Origin of the sequence: Paraburkholderia sp. SIMBA_054 (assembly GCF_046534875.1) — a bacterium.
In the GTDB taxonomy this organism is placed as follows: Bacteria; Pseudomonadota; Gammaproteobacteria; order Burkholderiales; family Burkholderiaceae; genus Paraburkholderia; species Paraburkholderia hospita.
The window spans coordinates 1-276 of record NZ_JAWRXV010000676.1; the positions used below are offsets into that span (position 1 = coordinate 1).

Sequence of the window (276 nt, forward strand, 5' to 3'; positions counted from 1 at the left end):
CTGCCGTTGAAGGCCGACCCTTGCGCGACGCAAAGCGAGAAGCCGCCGGGCACGGCGTCGGTGGTCGCGCATGTCGACGAGATCGAGCAGTTTCCGTGGACGGATCACGAGTGGATTCAGTCGCGCGGCGCGAAGCAGACGCCGCGTTCGCCGATCTCGATCTACGAGGTGCATGCGGAGTCGTGGCTGCGCGTCGCCGAAGAAGGTCAGCGCGGTCTCAATTGGGAAGAGCTCGCCGAGCGCCTGATTCCGTATGTGAAGACGATGGGCTTCACG

General features: G+C 64.5%; 1 pseudogene. It reads left to right on the top strand.

Annotation, left to right across the window (positions count from 1 at the left end):
* A pseudogene (locus SB822_RS56805) lies at positions 1 to 276 on the top strand (1,4-alpha-glucan branching enzyme); the annotation flags it as partial.